Origin of the sequence: Paraburkholderia sp. CI3, assembly GCF_050436505.1 — a bacterium.
Lineage (GTDB): Bacteria > Pseudomonadota > Gammaproteobacteria > Burkholderiales > Burkholderiaceae > Paraburkholderia > Paraburkholderia tuberum.
The window spans coordinates 742476-757268 of sequence record NZ_JBNDMI010000002.1 but is presented as its reverse complement, the minus strand read 5'-3'; the positions used below and the strand labels follow the sequence as shown (position 1 = coordinate 757268).

11 protein-coding genes and 2 pseudogenes are annotated in these 14793 nt (G+C 63.4%); 7 read left to right on the top strand and 6 right to left on the bottom strand.

Annotated elements, in window-relative coordinates:
• Positions 1–83 precede the first annotated feature (83 nt).
• Positions 84–1106: an oxidoreductase gene (locus OKW29_RS06335; protein ID WP_429290376.1), complete on the top strand. Its 1023-nt coding sequence runs from the start codon at positions 84–86 to the stop codon at positions 1104–1106.
• Between the two features lie 227 nt (positions 1107–1333).
• Here the strand turns inward: OKW29_RS06335 and hydA are convergent, their stop codons facing one another.
• The 5 genes from hydA to OKW29_RS06310 all read right to left on the bottom strand — a co-directional run bounded on the left by hydA (position 1334) and on the right by OKW29_RS06310 (position 8497).
• Positions 1334–2791: a dihydropyrimidinase gene (gene hydA / locus OKW29_RS06330; protein WP_090811231.1), complete on the bottom strand. Its 1458-nt coding sequence runs from the start codon at positions 2789–2791 to the stop codon at positions 1334–1336.
• A gap of 42 nt (positions 2792–2833) precedes the next feature.
• The gene (locus tag OKW29_RS06325; protein WP_429290375.1) at positions 2834–4336 is read right to left on the bottom strand and encodes an NCS1 family nucleobase:cation symporter-1; all 1503 of its coding nucleotides are present in this window, start codon (positions 4334–4336) and stop codon (positions 2834–2836) included.
• Positions 4337–4389: 53 nt separating this feature from the next.
• A complete protein-coding gene (gene preA / locus OKW29_RS06320) occupies positions 4390–5670 on the bottom strand; it encodes an NAD-dependent dihydropyrimidine dehydrogenase subunit PreA (RefSeq protein ID WP_429290374.1) in 1281 nt (426 codons plus the stop codon).
• Between the two features lie 39 nt (positions 5671–5709).
• Positions 5710–7104, bottom strand: a complete 1395-nt coding sequence (locus OKW29_RS06315) for an NAD(P)-dependent oxidoreductase (RefSeq protein ID WP_429290373.1) — start codon at positions 7102–7104, stop codon at positions 5710–5712.
• A gap of 127 nt (positions 7105–7231) precedes the next feature.
• On the bottom strand, positions 7232–8497 hold the full coding sequence (locus tag OKW29_RS06310) for a Zn-dependent hydrolase (protein WP_429290372.1): 1266 nt from the start codon (positions 8495–8497) through the stop codon (positions 7232–7234).
• 344 nt (positions 8498–8841) lie between these two features.
• Between OKW29_RS06310 and OKW29_RS06305 the strand changes: the two genes are divergently transcribed.
• The 4 genes and pseudogenes from OKW29_RS06305 to OKW29_RS06290 all read left to right on the top strand — a co-directional run bounded on the left by OKW29_RS06305 (position 8842) and on the right by OKW29_RS06290 (position 12310).
• Complete coding sequence (locus tag OKW29_RS06305; protein ID WP_429290371.1) at positions 8842–9561, top strand: TetR/AcrR family transcriptional regulator; 720 nt, start codon at positions 8842–8844, stop codon at positions 9559–9561.
• A gap of 296 nt (positions 9562–9857) precedes the next feature.
• Positions 9858–10022 (top strand): annotated as a pseudogene (locus OKW29_RS06300) (PfkB family carbohydrate kinase); the annotation flags it as partial.
• 147 nt (positions 10023–10169) lie between these two features.
• Positions 10170–11129, top strand: coding sequence for a dihydrodipicolinate synthase family protein (locus OKW29_RS06295; RefSeq protein ID WP_429290370.1), 960 nt, complete (start codon positions 10170–10172; stop codon positions 11127–11129).
• A gap of 65 nt (positions 11130–11194) precedes the next feature.
• Positions 11195–12310 (top strand): LacI family DNA-binding transcriptional regulator, encoded by a 1116-nt coding sequence (locus OKW29_RS06290; protein WP_429290369.1) that lies wholly within the window; start codon positions 11195–11197, stop codon positions 12308–12310.
• 579 nt (positions 12311–12889) lie between these two features.
• Here OKW29_RS06290 and OKW29_RS06285 read toward each other — a convergent pair.
• Positions 12890–13084, bottom strand: coding sequence for a hypothetical protein (locus OKW29_RS06285; RefSeq protein ID WP_429290746.1), 195 nt, complete (start codon positions 13082–13084; stop codon positions 12890–12892).
• A 538-nt stretch (positions 13085–13622) separates the two neighbouring features.
• Here OKW29_RS06285 and OKW29_RS06280 point away from each other — a divergent pair.
• Together OKW29_RS06280 and OKW29_RS06275 are read left to right on the top strand one after the other, a co-directional pair.
• Entirely contained in the window at positions 13623–14093 is a 471-nt protein-coding gene (locus OKW29_RS06280) for a YbhB/YbcL family Raf kinase inhibitor-like protein (protein WP_429290368.1), read from the top strand.
• 201 nt (positions 14094–14294) lie between these two features.
• A pseudogene (locus tag OKW29_RS06275) lies at positions 14295–14792 on the top strand (transposase); the annotation flags it as partial.
• Between the last annotated feature and the right edge of the window lies 1 nt (position 14793).

Genomic DNA, 14793 nt, shown 5'->3' with positions numbered 1-14793 from the left:
GTTTCACACGCATTGCATGCGCGCGCTACGCGCCCGACTCAGGAAGCCGCCGGATCCGTGCGAAACCCGAAAATGTCCAGCACATGCGGCGCGCGTGCAACGGGTATGCTAATCAGCATTCTCTCCGGCTAACGGCCTTCCCTCGACAATCGCCAATGAACCAGAACAAACAATGGAGCATCGACGACATCACGCCTCAGCACGGCAAACGCGTCATCATCACGGGGGCCAACAGCGGCATCGGCTATCACGTCGCTGCAATACTGGCTCGCACAGGCGCGGAAGTCGTACTCGCCTGCCGTGACGAACAGCGCGGCGCCGATGCCCTGTCCCGTCTGCAGAGGGAACTGCCCGCCGCCCGATTGCGGCTTCAACGACTGGATCTCGCAAGCCTTGCTTCAGTGCGCGCCTTTTGCGATCGCGAACTCGCGCAATGCCGGCCGCTCGACATCCTCATCAACAATGCGGGCGTCATGGCGCCCCGCCGACGCCTCGAAACGGTCGACGGCTTCGAATTGCAGTTCGGCACCAATGTACTCGGGCATTTCGCCCTGACGCGCCTGCTGTTGCCTGCGCTCGAGATGGCGGCAGGAGCGTCTGCCGAGCGGCCGCGCGTGGTCACGGTTGCCTCTATCGCACACAAGACCGGGCGGCTCGACTTCGACGACCTTCAGGCAACCCGTCGTTACCGTCCGATGACCGCCTATCGACAGTCGAAGCTCGCCAACCTCATGTTCGCGTTCGAACTCGATCGCCGGTTGCGCGCCGCACGATCGCGCGTGATGTCCGTTGCCGCGCATCCCGGCGTTGCCAATACGAATCTGTTCCGTGCCGACCATTTTGCCGCAAGCCCGATCGTCCGCTCTGCGCTAGGCGGACTGATCGATATCTTGTTCAACAGTGACCAGACCGGCGCGCTTTCCACGCTCTATGCCGCAACCGCGGCCGATGTCGTCGACGGCGGCTACTATGGTCCGCTCGGATTGTTCGAAACACGTGGTCGAGACGTGGGACCAGCGAACGTCGCCAGTCAGGCAAGAAACGGAACCGATGCAAGACGCCTCTGGCAGGCCTGTGAATCGCTGACTGGAACAGCGACCGGATAGCGCATGGATCGCGGAACGCGGGAAACGCTAACCGCGAGATACGGATTACTCATTCAACGATGACCGCACCCCGGCTCGCGCTTTTCTCATATCTGATCGCTCAATGGCGAACTCCGACACAGATAAAAAACGCCGACCGGTTTGCACTCGAACTACCGGGGCGCAACGCGAATCCTGTCGCGTCGAGCCCCCGATTTCCCCTGCAGTGCCTCCACGCGTTGCCGTGTTTATTGTGGCGCGTCACCTTCGCGATGCACCGGCTGCGTCTGCTTCAGGCTCTTCGCGAGGCGCGACGCCTGCAGATAGCCGGGATTCGCGGGCCGCTTCAGATAACGCCCGGCTCCGCGCCGCGCGCGCAGGTCGCCGTCCGCCCACACGAGTTCGCCTTGTGAGACGGTGTGTGTCGGCACGCCGCGAACCGTCATCCCTTCGAACACGTTGAAGTCCACGTTCTGATGATGCGTCTTGACCGATATCGCGCGCGTGGCCTCGGGATCCCAGACGACGAGATCGGCGTCGGCACCCACGGCCACCGTGCCCTTGCGCGGGTACAGGTTGAAGATTTGCGCCGCATTGGTGGAGGTGACGCGCACAAATTCGTTCGGCGTGAGCCGGCCGGTGTTCACACCTTGATCCCACAACACCGCCATGCGATCTTCCACGCCGCCGCAACCATTCGGAATTCTCGTGAAATCATGGCGGCCCATGGCTTTCTGCGAAGCGCAGAACACGCAGTGGTCGGTTGCGGTGGTGTGCAGCAGGCCGCCCTGAAGCCCGCGCCAGAGCGCGTCGCGATGCTCCTGGGTACGGAACGGCGGACTCATCACGTGGGCGGCGGCGCGCGTCCAGTCCGGGTCGCGATAGACCGACTCATCGATCACGAGATGCCCCGCGAGCACTTCGCCGAAGACGCGCTGCCCTTCGCCGCGTGCGCGCGCGATCGCCTCGAGCGCGTCTTTCGCCGAGACATGCACGATGTACACCGGCACTCCGAGCACCTGCGCGATGCGGATGGCGCGATTCGCTGCCTCGCCTTCGACTTCGGGTGGCCGTGAAAGCGGATGCGCCTCGGGCCCCGTGAAACCGCGCGCAAGCAACTGGCGTTGCAACTGGAATACGAGCTCGCCGTTTTCCGCGTGCACGGTAGGCAGCGCGCCCAGTTCGAGTGAGCGCGCAAAGCTGTTCACGAGAATCTCGTCGTCGGCCATGATGGCGTTCTTGTAGGCCATGAAGTGCTTGAAGCTCGAGACGCCATGCTCGTTCACGAGGAGCCCCATGTCCCGATACACGCTTTCATCCCACCACGTCACCGCCACGTGAAAGCCATAGTCGGAAGCGGCTTTCTCGGCCCAGCCGCGCCACTCGCGAAAGGCGTCCATCAGCGGTTGCTTCGGGTTGGGGATGACGAAGTCGATGATCGATGTCGTGCCGCCCGCAAGCCCCGCCGCCGTGCCCGTGTAGAAGTCGTCGCTGGCGGTCGTGCCCATGAAGGGCAGCTCCATATGCGTGTGCGGATCGATGCCGCCAGGCATCACATATTGGCCACCGGCGTCAACCACGGTCGCGCCCGCAGGCGCGTCGAGGTTCTCGCCAACGCTCTGGATCACGCCGTTTTCGCAGAGCACGTCCGCACGCCAGCTCTTGTCTGCATTGACGACAGTGCCGCCTCGAATCAGGATCGCCATGATGCCAAGTCTCCTTCAGTTGAACATTCACGCTTGAAACGCTCACGCGCTCGCAACACCTGGGCGCCGGCTCTTGCCGAGCTTCATCATCACGCCATAGACGAGCGCCGCAATGGCGAGTCCCACGAACCACGCATAGGTGTAAATGCTTTTGAACGCATCGGGCACGGTGGCAAACGCATTCGGGAACGCGACATTGAGAAAGCCCGGCAGGTTCGGCAGCACACCTGCGATCAGCGCGATCACGGCAGCCGGATTCCAGCCGTTCGAGTAGGCGTATTCGCCGTTTTCCTCGAACAGCTGGGCCGTGTCGAGGCGTGTGCTGCGAACGAGAAAGTAGTCGACCATCAGGATGCCGGCCACAGGCCCAAGCAGCGCCGAATAACCGACGAGCCACGTGAAGATGTAGCCCTGGGTGGTGGCAAGGATCTTCCACGGCATCATCACGATGGCGATACCCGCGGTGATGAGACCGCCCGTCTTGTACGAGATGCCCTTGGGCCAGAGGCTCGAGAAGTCGTAAGCTGGCCCGACGAGATTCGCGGCGAGATTGCAGCACATCGTGTCCAGTGTGAGGATGATGAGCGCGATGCCCACACCGACGCCCTCCATGCGACTCGTGAGGTCGATCGGGTCCCAGATCGCCCTTCCGTAAATCACAACCGTTGCCGAGGTCACGACCACGGAGACCACCGAGAGCAACGCCATCGGAATGGGCAGGCCGATGGCCTGGCCCACGAACTGGTCTTTTTGCGTTTTTGCGAAACGCGTGAAGTCGGGAATGTTGAGCGCGAGCGTGGCCCAGAAACCCACCATGGCCGTGAGGCTCGGCCAGAACGTCGCCCAGAAGAGGCCCGCCTTCTTGCCGCCGGCAGCGAACTGTGACGGTTGCGACAGCATCGAGCCCACGCCGCCTGCCTTCGAACATGCCCACCACACGAGCACTGCGCACATCACCACCTTGATGGGCGCGGACCAGCTTTCGAGCCAGCGGATCGAATCGGTGCCGTGCAGGATGAAGTACAGCTGGAACACCCAGAAGACGAGGAAGCAGCTAGCCTGTCCGATCGAAATGCCGAGCCACGGCAGTGCGTCGCCCACCAGCGCGTTGTGCGTGAGGATGTTGACGAGCGTATAGATGGCGCTGCCGCCAAGCCATGATTGAATGCCGTACCAGCCGCACGCCACGACGGCGCGCAGCATGGCTGGCAGCTTGGCGCCCTGGGTGCCGAACGACGCTCGCACGAGCACCGCATAAGGAATGCCGTACTTCGTACCCGCATGACCAATCAGCAGCATCGGCATGAGCACGATCAGATTGCCGAGCAGCACGGTTAGCACGGCCTGCCATGGCGCCATGCCCTGCTCGGTGAGGCCGGCGGCGAGCATGTAGGAGGCGATGTTCATCACCATGCCTACCCATAGTGCCGCGAAGTGATACCAGCGCCATGTGCGCTGCGCAACGCCGGTGGGCGCGAGGTCATCGTTGTATAGCTCGCTTTCGGCGCGGCGCGCATTGGCGTCGACTGCAAAGGGCTGGCTCATGACGTGGGTTCTCCGTGCTTGTCGTGGGTCCGGCTCGATCCGGCTTCGAAATGTCAGGCGGCTTTCGGGTCGGCGACACGCGCCGGATTGTTCGGGTGCGTGGTCCAGTTCTCGTAGCGCTCGCCCGAATCGACACGCTCCATCGTGATGCATTGATCGACCGGGCAAACATGCATGCATAGATTGCACCCGACGCAGTTCGCATCGACGACCTCGAAGTGGCGCTTGCCGTCGCGCGTGGCGGTGATCGCCTGATGCGAGGTGTCTTCGCAGGCGATATGGCAGAGCCCGCACTGGATGCAGCGGTCCTGATCGATACGCGCCTTGATGTCGTAGTTGAGGTTCAGGTATTGCCAGTCGGTGACGTTCGGCACGGCGCGGCCGCGAATCGCGTCGAGGCTGGCGTACCCTTTGTCGTCCATCCAGCTGGAAAGGCCGTCGATCATGTCGCTGACGATCCGGAAACCGTAGTGCATCGCCGCGGTGCATACTTGCACGCTGCCCGCTCCCAGCACGATGAATTCCGCGGCGTCGCGCCAGTCGGAAATGCCCCCGATGCCAGAGATGGGCAAGCCTTGCGTTTGCGGGTCGCGCGCAATCTCCGCGACCATGTGCAGTGCAATGGGCTTCGCGGCAGGACCGCAATAGCCGCCATGCGTGCCCTTGCCGTCCACGGTGGGCAGCGGCGCCATGACGTCGAGATCGACACCGACGATCGAGTTGATGGTGTTGATGAGCGAGACGCCGTCCGCACCACCCTTCATCGCCGCGCGCGCGCCGTGACGAACGTCGGTGACGTTCGGTGTGAGTTTCACGAGGCAAGGCAAGCGCGTGCCTTCCTTCACCCAGCGGGTGACCATTTCGATGTACTCGGGCACCTGACCCACCGCCGCGCCCATGCCGCGCTCGCTCATGCCGTGCGGACAGCCGAAGTTCAGCTCCACAGCGTCCGCGCCAGTGTCTTCCACCTGAGGCAGAATCCACTTCCAGTCGTGCTCGTTGCAAGGGACCATCAGCGAGACGATGAGCGCCCGGTCGGGCCAGTCCCGCTTCACCTGCGCGATTTCCTTCAGGTTCACGTCGAGCGGCCGGTCGGTGATGAGCTCGATGTTGTTCAGACCCGCCATGCGCTGGCCGCGCCAGGTGGTGGCGCCATAGCGCGAGCTTACGTTCACCACGTGCGGGTCGAGCCCGAGCGTCTTCCAGACCACGCCGCCCCAACCCGCCTCGAAGGCGCGATTGACGTTGTAGGCCTTGTCGGTGGGCGGCGCGGAAGCGAGCCAGAACGGGTTGGGCGAATGAATGCCGGCAATCGTGCAGCGCAAGTCGGCCATGATGCGACTCCTTCGTTTTATCTGGATTCGGTGTAGCTATCACGCGGCTCGGGCGGCCCTGGCGGACTGACTCGCAAGGAAGCGGTCGATCGCGTGCGCGGCAAGCTTGCCGTCCTGCACGGCCTGGACGGTCAGATCGGTGGCGCCGTGGCCGGCACAGTCGCCGCCTGCGAAAACGCCCGCAAGGGACGTGGCGCCGTTCGCATCCACCGCGACGCGCCCGCCTTCCTCGGTGAGTTGCAACCCGTCGAGGCCTTCGGGTAACAGCGTTTGGCCGATTGCCTTCAGCACCATATCGGCCTCCACGCGCACGATCTCCCCAGTGCCGCGCAATGCGCCGCTCATATCGAGCCCGGTGCGCTCGAATTCCACGGCCCGCACCTGCGTGTCGCCGACGATTCGCAGCGGCTTCATCCACTCGGCCAACGTCACACCCTGGCTACGCGCGAATTCCAGTTCGGCCCAGGTGGCGCTCATCTGCGCCGCGCCGCGACGATAGGCGAGCGTCACTTGCTCCGCGCCCAGCTTGCGGCTTTGCACGGCGGCGTCGATTGCCGTATTGCCGCCTCCGAGCACCACCACCTTGCGACCGACGGGCACGCTGGCCAGATCGTCGGCCTCGCGCACGCGCGCAATGAAATCCACGGCATCGAGCACGCCGTCGAGCAGTTCGCCTTCGATGGAGAGCGTATGCGTGCCGCCAAGGCCCACGCCGATGAACACCGCGTCATACGCCGCGCGTAACTCCGCAAGCGTCACGTCATGCCCCAGTCGCTGGCCCTGGCGCAGTTCTATCCCGCCAACGGAAAGAAGCCACCGCACTTCGCGCTGCGCGTAGTCGTCGACGGTCTTGTACGCCGCTATGCCGTACTCGTTCAGGCCGCCCGGATGTTCGCGCGCGTCGAAGACGCTCACGCGATGCCCGGCAAGCGCGAGCGTGTGCGCGCAGGCGAGACCCGCGGGACCCGCGCCGACCACGGCAACACGACGGCCTGTTTCGCTGGCCCGCGTGAACAACGCAGGTGCACCGGCGGCTTCGCGGGCCATCTGGAAGTCGGTGGCATGACGTTGCAGCGCGCCGATCTGAACGGGCTCGCCATCCTGATGATTTCTCACGCAGGCGCCTTCGCAGAGAATCTCGGTCGGGCACACGCGTGCGCACATGCCGCCCAGCGGGTTCGCGCTGAGGATATCGCGCGCCGCGCCCTTGAGATTGCCGTTGCCGATCTTGCGGATGAAACCGGGAATGTCGATACCCGTGGGGCACGCGTTCACGCAAGGCGCGTCGTAACAGTAATGACAGCGGTCGGCGGCGATCACGGCCGCATGCGCGGAAAGCGGCGGCGCGACGTCGGCGAAATTGCAGCCCAGTTGCTCGGCACTGAGACGGCCTGGCGCGATGCCGTTGGCGGCATTCGAGGTGGTCTGGGACATCCGGATGCTCCTTGCGCGGCGAAACACGGGTCCGCCGGCCGTGTGCGTGACGTGCGCGGCCGGTACGTGGGGAATCGTTGGAAAGACAGCGCGGCGCTGAGACCGCTTGCGTTCGATCGAAATTGCGTCAGCCGGGCTCGCTCGCGCGTTCGAGCATGGCGTGCAGCAACACGTTCGCGCCGGCTTCGATCCATTCGATCGTCGCGTCCTCGACTTCGTTGTGGCTGATGCCGTCGATGCACGGTACGAACACCATCGAGGTCGGCGCGACCGTCGCGAGATAGCACGCGTCGTGACCTGCGCCCGAAACGATGTCGCGATTCGAATAGCCGAAGCGCTCGGCCGCCGCGCGCACGGACTTCACGCACGCCTCGTCGAACGGCACGGGCGCGTAGTAGAAAATCTGCTCGACGTCGGCTTCGAGCTTGCCCTGTTCCGCGATCTTCGCGATGCCTTCGCGCAGCTCGGCGTTCATCTGCGCCAGCACCTCGTCCTGCGGATGGCGAAAATCGATGGTGAAGAACACGCGGCCCGGAATCACGTTGCGCGAATTCGGATGCACCTGCATCATGCCGACCGTCGCGCACGCGAGCGGCGCATGACGCAGGCCGATTTCGTTGACGAGCTGCACGACGCGCGAGGCGCCCAGCAGCGCGTCGCGGCGGCGCGGCATGGGCGTAGGCCCCGCGTGCGCCTCCTGGCCCGTGAGCACGACTTCGTACCAGCGCTGACCTTGCGCGTCGGTGACCACGCCGATCGTCCTGTTTTCGGCCTCGAGTATCGGCCCCTGTTCGATGTGCAGTTCGAACGCCGCGTGAATCTTGCGGCCGCCGCACGGCAATGCGCCCGCGTAGCCGATGCGCTGCAATTCCTCGCCGATGGTCTTGCCGTCGACGTCCTTGCGCGACAGTCCGTACTCGAGCGCAAACACACCCGCAAATACGCCCGAGGCGACCATCGCCGGCGCGAAGCGCGAGCCTTCTTCGTTGGTCCAGATCACCGTTTCAACAGGGCGCTCGGTTTCGATGCCGTAATCGTTGAGCGAGCGAATCACTTCGAGGCCGCCGAGCACCCCATAGATACCGTCGAAGCGCCCACCGGTTGGCTGCGAGTCCGCGTGCGAGCCGGTCATCACGGGCGGCAGGTCGTTGTTGCGCCCCGCGCGGCGCATAAACACGTTGCCCATCTGATCGACACTGATCGTGCAGCCCGCCTCTTTCGCCCATTGCACGATGAGATCGCGGCCCTGCTTGTCGAGGTCGGTCAGCGCAAGACGGCACACGCCGCCTTTGGGCGTGGCGCCAATCCTGGCCATCTCCATCAGGCTGTCCCACAATCGCTGACCGTTCACGTGGATCGCGGTCGTCAGCGCGGCTTCGCTTACTGCGTTCATGCGTGTTCTCCTGTCCGTGCTTGTCAAACGTGCATGCATGCCACCGTGTTGGGGCACGAAGGATCACAACGGTGCACGTCTCGATGGCACTGCGCTGCCCCTGAAACCCAGCCCTTCGAATCCTGTCCGATTGGACAGGTTTTAGACGAGAAACTTCGCGAATTCAATGCGGAGTTACGAGCGAGAAGCGTGCCATTGATGCTGCAGTGCGTGAAAAAGCCAGCCGTCCGTGCTGCGCGTTTCTCCGGATGTCGGTGAATTCGCGGCGCACTTGCATCGTGGCTACAATGATTCCGGCATGCGCGCGGCCGCCGCGCTCCTTTTCTCTTCCGAATGGACCGAACATGCGCGACGACGAACCCACCACGCGAGCCGCGCCCCTCGCGACGCGCGGCACCGTGCAGGCGCGACGAGCCGCCGACACATCGCACAAGCCACATCGGCGCAAAGCCTCCATTCGTGCGTCGAATGAATCCCATCTACTCGCCTGTGCCGAAGCCGTGTTCGCCGAACGCGGCTTCGAAGGCGCGAGCACGGCGCTGATCGCCGAGCGCGCGGGTTTACCGAAGGCGAATCTGCACTATTACTTCCCGACCAAGCTGGCGCTGTACTGGCGCGTACTCGACGATGTGTTCGAGGAATGGAACGCCGCCGCCAACCTGTTCGATGCAAGCGACGATCCGGTCGAGGCGATTGGCGGCTACGTGCGCGCCAAGATGGCCCTGTCACGGCGCCGCCCACTTGGATCGAAGGTGTGGGCCAACGAAATAATCAGCGGGGCGCTGCACATGCAAGAGATCCTGCTCGAACGCGTGAAGCCGTGGATGGACACACGCGTGAAGCTGATCGAGCGATGGATAGCCAAAGGGTTGCTCGCGCCCGTCGACCCTCGGACGCTCCTCTTCATGATCTGGGCGACCACGCAGCACTACGCCGATTTCGAGGCTCAAATATGCGCGCTCTCGGGCAAACGCGCGCTCTCGACGAAGCGCTTCGAGGCTACGACGGAAGAAGTGGTGAGCATGATCCTGCGGGCGAGCGGAGCGCGATCGCCGGTCCGATGAATTGTTTTGGGGAGTTTCCCTGATGACGTCATTTTCTCGTTGCCCCGGTCACTGTTTTTCGCGTTAATGTAAGCGCTAACACGTCCAACAGGCAGCAATACCAACTTCATTCAGACATGTCATCGTCAAAAATGCTCGAAAATGTAAGCGCTACTATTCAATCTGCGGACCGGCATTCCTGGGACCGAATCGTCGTGGTCGGCATTGCGAACATGGATCTCGTTGTCCACGCAGAGCGACTTCCGGCGCGCGGCGAAACCTTGCTCGGTGGCGCGTTCGCTACATTCGCCGGCGGGGGCGGCTTCGCAGCCGAGCGCGTGCGCGGCGCGAGCATCCGCGGCGCGATCGACTTCGCTCAGCGAGCCGCGGCGCTCAGCGTCACGCGTGAAGGCGCGCAGGCATCCATCCCGACACAGTTCGAAGTGCGGGCGCAACCCACGTTCGCGGCGGCGGTTTCATAGACCCGGCTGCGCGACGTCCAGCAGCCTGCGCGGGCCGATGCGGCCGACGAGGCCGGCGCCGATCGAAAGCGAACCGGAACCGGCCAGTCCGGCACCGGCACCCGCTTGATGAACTGCCCGTTCAACCCTGCTAAGGACAACACCGACATGACCCTCCCCACTTCTTCGACGCGCTCGTCGCAAACGATCGAAGGCATCGTGCGCGTGATGCTGACGCCTTTCGACGACGACGGCGCCATCGACTATGCCGGGCTCGAACGGCTGATCGAGTGGTATCTCGCGCACGGCTCGGACGCGCTGTTCGCCGTGGCGCAGTCGAGCGAGATGCAATTTCTCAGCCTCGCGGAGCGCGCGGCGCTTGGCCGCTTCGTGGTCGAGCGCGTGGGCGGCCGCGTGCCGGTGGTGGTCTCGGGCCATATCAGCGATGATCCCGACGCGCAGGCCGAAGAGCTGAACGTCGCCGCGGCGACCGGCGCGGACGGGATCGTGCTGGTGACGAACCGGCTCGATCCAGCCCGCGACGGCACGCAAGCGTTCTCAACGAACTTGCGCCGCCTGATGAGCCGCTTGCCTTCCGACATACCGCTCGGGCTATACGAATGCCCGGCTCCCTACCGGCGCCTGCTATCCGACGACGAGCTCAAGATGTGCATCGACACCGGCCGCTTCGTGATGTTGAAGGACGTGAGCTGCGATCTCGACACGGTGAAGCGCCGCGTTGCCCTGGCGAAGGGTTCGCCCATGAAGATCCTTAACGCGAATGCCGCGATTGCCTGGGATGCGATGAAAGCCGGATCCGCGGGATTCAACGGCGTGTTCACGAACTTCCATCCGGACCTGTACAACTGGCTGCGCAATCGCGCCGACGAGAACCCGGCGCTCGCCCGCGAGCTCTCGATCTTTCTCGTGGTCGCGGCGGTATCCGAGGCACTCGGCTATCCGGCACTCGCGAAGATGTACCACCAGCGCATCGGCACGTTCCAGTCCATTCGCTGCCGCGCGATCGACTACGACGTGCGCGAACGCTTCTGGGCGCTCGACGCGGTGCTCGACAAGATCGTCGAAGGTACCGAGCATTTCCGCTCGCGCATCGCAGCGGGGGCCTGACGGATGCGCCGTTGTGTCGCGCCGCGAGTAAGATGACGGGCTCCCTGCACGAAACCTGAACGTCGATGCCTCGCTCTTCCGCCTCTGACTCTGCTCTCGAAGAAAAACCGTCACCTGCCGGGCGGGCGGCCGGGGCGCGCTCCCGCCGCAGCACGGGGCGCACGGTGCTGTCCGACGTGGCGAAGCTCGCGGGCGTGTCCACGGCGACGGTATCGCGCGTCTACAACGAGCCAAGCAAAGTGTCGGACAGCGTGCGCGAGCGCGTCGAGCGGGCTGCGCTGGAGCTGAACTGGTTTCCGACTGCAGCCGGACGTGCGCTCGCATCCACACGCAGCCACATTGCGGGCATCGTCATTCCGACGCTCGATGATCAGGTGTTTGCCTCGCAGGTGAGCGGCATGCAGGCTGTGTTCGCCGCGCGCGGCATCACGCTTTTTCTCGGGTGCTCGAACTACGATCCTAAAGAGGCTCTCTCCCAGGTTCAAGCGATGCTCGCGCGCGGCGTGGAGGCGATCGCGGTGGTGGGCGAAGCGCATCCGCCGGAGCTCTTTGATGCGCTGCGAGTCTGGCGCGTGCCCTACGTCGTGCTTTACGCGTGGCGCAAAGGCAGTCCGCACGATTGCATCGGCGTTGACAACCGCGCCGCGTATGAAGCGATCACCGAGCATCTCGTCGCGCTCGGTCATCGGTCGTTTGCGGCCTGCATCCAACCGACACGCGACAACGACCGTGTGCAGGCGCGGCTCGCAGGCATCCGCATCGCGCTGGAGCGTCATGGCCTCGCGGTACGGCCGGACCACCTCGTCGAAGGTGAATCCACGCTCGATTTTGGCCGGCGCGCGTTGCGCTCGCTCTGGCAACAGCCGGGGCCGCGTCCGACAGCGATCATCTGCGGCAACGATCATATTGCGCTCGGCATTTTGCGGGAGGCGGAAGAGTTGGGCATCGCCATTCCCGAGCGACTTTCGGTCACCGGCTTCGACGATCTCGCGATCGCACGCGAAGCGCGCCCGCCCCTCACGACGATGTACGTGGACACACGCGAGATCGGCATGGTCGCCGCGAGGCATCTGCTCGACGCGCTGGACGGCCGGGCAACGCGACAAGGATATGCGCTGCCTGCGGTGTTAAAAGTACGCGGGTCAACAGGGCCGTATCTCGATGCGGCTGGCAAAAGATGATGTCCTCGTGTGCGCTTGCGGAAGCAGACGTGCATTTTTCGAAGAATTGCTTATCGCTATTAGGCCAGCCGGCTTTGCAGGAAGGTTGTCGCTTTCATGTACCGAACGGCATGAACGGCTGAAAGCTCAATGACGGCGTTGAGTCCAGAGGCGGCGCGAGTACTCAAACGTCTGAATCATCCGCTCGCGTTCCGTGCAAAAAACTGGTCTCGCCGACTTGGATATCCCGCCAAGCGCCCTATACTTGAAGAGAGCCGCGCGGAAGCCGGCCCCTGATGCAGAAGCGGACGAGAAATCGTTCATTGGGGCGCGGTAGCGGGGCCACGGAAACGCCCGCGTGAATAACGCGGGCGTTTTCTTTTTTGTGCCCCGATCGTGCAGCCGCCCTGCCCTATGGCATGGTGCCGAAGGAATGGTGGTCCGATGTCCGCGGGGTGCGCCAACGCAAGCGTGTGCGCATTCCACCCCGGCGACTACGAGGAAGTCGAAGATCCGAGGGCTCGTTGGTACTTCGCGGTTCGTCGGTTGAGGCTAGCTGCTCGCTCCAGTCCCAGCCGACACGCGGCAGGTTTCGACTTCTCAGTGTATGCGCGCGAGGTTACGAAGGAGCGAATCGCCGTCCTGCGTCACGCGAGGTCGCACTGCCCCGCAGGCAAGCCTCTCCATGGTGACGAGCTGACGTTCAAGCAACGTATCGAGTTCTTCCCGCTCGGCAATGTGGTCAGCCGAATCCCTGACCAGCATCAATGTCGCAAATTCATGGGCGCTGAGCATGCTTGCCTCCTGATAGCTTAAGTAGGTGCTGTATGGATTGTGTTGGCTGTGGCACTCGCTTTTGACGTCGCCTGCCGATGGCGCACTCGCTGCAATGGCGCGGGGAGTCGATGGTAGGGAGAGCGCAGCGGCGCGGCAATCCAGGGTCGTCCCGCATATTGGGTCGATTGGGGAGTGCCGCACTGCAACAGATGCGGCGGCGATCACGCAAAAACGGGTTTCGGCACGCTGGAGATCGGGAGGATCATTGACGTAGCCGTTCGGGCTGTAAGCCGCCTTCTCGAGTTGAGCCAGTTCGGCCGCCAATGACTACAATTTAGGGATCGTCGCATTCCCCAAGGAGGCTGCCATGACTCAATCAATGATCAGTTTTTGGGTTGGCCTTGTGGTTCTCGTTGTCGTTGCATCGGCCTTGTCCAGGCGCTACAGGCGCGATCACCCGGGAGAGAGCCTGAGTCAGTGGCTCGACACACATCATATGAGCTGGATGCATCGCAGGCACTAGCTGGCAGCGCGGGCTGACGCCGAGGAGCGCACCATGGCCTTCACCCTCACCTCACAAGCTTTCCACGAAGGAAGCGAGATTCCTCGGCGCTACACCTGCACGGGCGCGGACGTCTCCCCACCGCTCTCGTGGTCCGGGGTACCCGCCAACGCGAAAAGCCTCGTGCTGATCGTCGACGACCCCGACGCGCCCGACCCGGCCGCGCCACGGATGACATGGGTCCACTGGGTGCTTTACAACATCCCGACGACGACTCCTGGTGTTCAGGAGGGCGTCACTTCGGGCGCGCTTCCGGCTGGCACACTTGAAGGCACCAACGACTTCCATCGCACCACGTATGGCGGCCCATGCCCGCCCACTGGCCGTCATCGGTATTTCCATAAGCTCTACGCGCTCGACACCGTGCTGCCCGATCTTCACAAGCCCACAAAGGCGGCGTTGGAAAAGGCGATGCAAGGCCATGTCGTGGCGCACACCGAACTGCTCGGCACATCCAAGAAGTAACACGCAGACCCCTGGACGCTACTTGTCCGGGATTGTCGATTGCGCGTCGATGCTGCGCAAGCTCGTTCACGTCGCATTCGGTGTTATCAGGTCAGGCAAGTGCTTCGATCCCGAACTACAAAATGCTTGACGGGGACCACAGTATCTATTCTGACGCCGGGGGGGTGCGGCATGAACAGCGTTGCTGTCGCAAAAGGGTGAATGAAAGCCTACTCAGCAGAAAGAAAAGAAGCGTTAGTGCGCCGCATGATGCCGCCAGAAAATGCGCTGGTTTCGGCGCTGGCCATAGAACCGGGGATTACAGAACAGACGTTGTACACGTGGCGCCGACAGGCCAAAGGACAAGGAGTCGCAGTGCCGGGCGATGGGAAGAATCCCGAAGGATGGTCTTCGGAAGACAAGTTTGCGGTAGTGCTGGAACCGCGCCGCTCAACGCAGCGGAGCTGGCCGAGTATTGCCGCCGCAAAGGTCTTTATCCCGAACAGATTGCGGCGTGGCGGGCTGCTTGCCAGGCGGCCGACGCGAATGCTGCCGAGCAGGCGCGCGAGCAGCGTCATCAGTCGAAAGATGACAAGAAGCGCATCCAGCAGCTTGAGAAGGAATTGCAGCGCAAGGAGAAGGCGCTGGCGGAAGCGGCTGCGCTTGTGATTCTGAGAAAAAAGTCCAGGCGATCTGGGGATGTCCGCGCCGAATCTGGTGA